The organism is Nitratidesulfovibrio liaohensis (assembly GCF_011682075.1).
In the GTDB taxonomy this organism is placed as follows: Bacteria; Desulfobacterota; Desulfovibrionia; order Desulfovibrionales; family Desulfovibrionaceae; genus Cupidesulfovibrio; species Cupidesulfovibrio liaohensis.
The window spans coordinates 1-1133 of the sequence record NZ_VSMK01000608.1; the positions used below are offsets into that span (position 1 = coordinate 1).

The 1133-nt window shown below is 72.6% G+C and carries 2 protein-coding genes; one reads left to right on the forward strand and one right to left on the reverse strand.

Features of this window, described 5'->3' with window-relative positions:
- Positions 1-893 (reverse strand): P-type ATPase actuator domain-containing protein (locus FVW27_RS16615; protein ID WP_481850171.1); only part of this gene is annotated, 893 nt, incomplete at its 3' end.
- Positions 894-944: 51 nt separating this feature from the next.
- Here FVW27_RS16615 and FVW27_RS21015 point away from each other — a divergent pair.
- Positions 945-1133 (forward strand): hypothetical protein (locus tag FVW27_RS21015; RefSeq protein ID WP_243838528.1); only part of this gene is annotated, 189 nt, incomplete at its 3' end.

Genomic DNA, 1133 nt, shown 5'->3' on the forward strand with positions numbered 1-1133 from the left:
GCCGGGGTGTACACGGCGGCGAAGCGGTCCACCCACTGCACGGCGCGGGCGCGGCGCGACTGGGCCGCCTCGACCATGTGCAGGATGCGCGCAAGCGTGGTGTCCGACGCGGCGCGGGTGGTCAGCACCTCCAGCACGCCGCCGCCGTTGATGGTGCCCGCGTAGACCGGCTCGCCCACCCGTTTGGGCACGGGCATGGATTCGCCGGTGATGGGCGACTGGTCGATGTCCGAGCTGCCCGCCGCCACCGTGCCGTCCAGAGGCACGCGGTCGCCCGCGCGGATGAGAATGCGCGAACCCACGGGCACGTTTTCCACGGCGGTCTCCACGGGGGCGCCAGGCAGGCCACCTGGCAATGAAAGCAGCAAGGCCCGCGAGGGCGAAATGTCCAGCAGCGCAGCAATGGCCGAGCGCGCCCGGTCCACACTCCATGATTCCAGTTGGTTGGCCACGGCGAACAGGAACGCCACCGAGGCACCCTCGAAGAACTGGCCGATGGCCGCCGCGCCGATGACCGCCGTGACCATCAGCAGGTTCATGTCGGGGCGCAGGCTGCGCACCGAGTGCAGCGCGCGCGGCAGCACCCGCCAGGCACCCGCCACCGCCGCCGCCAGCCACAGGGCCAGCGTGGCCGCATGGGGCACACCCGACTCCGCGAACACCTCCAGCAAGGAACCGGTGCGCGCCCATTCCACGCCGATGCCCGCCACAAGGGCGATGCCGCTCAGGATGCACAGCAGCAGCGAGGACTGGCGCTGCCACAACGCGGTCAGGCCGGACGGCAGCAGGGCCAGCAGGCCGGAAGGCGCGTCGACAGGGACGGGGACGGCGCACGCGCTGCCGCAGCACGAGCATCCGGCCAGGGCCGGAATCTGCGCGGGGCGGGGGGCCATGGCAGGCGCATGCGCCGGGACAGAGGCGGAGGCCAAAGCGGAGGCAGTGGCATGGGCGCAACCGCAGCAGCCGTCATGGCCATGGCCGCCATGGTCATGCCCTGCCTGGCCAACGGGGCCTGCCTGATGGGCCTGGTGAGCCTGATGGGGCTGGCAACATCCGTCCGTGCAGGCGTGGCTGGCCGACGGCAACGGGCCCGGCACCACGCCGGGCCTGCCTGCCGCTTCGGGCGCGCTGCT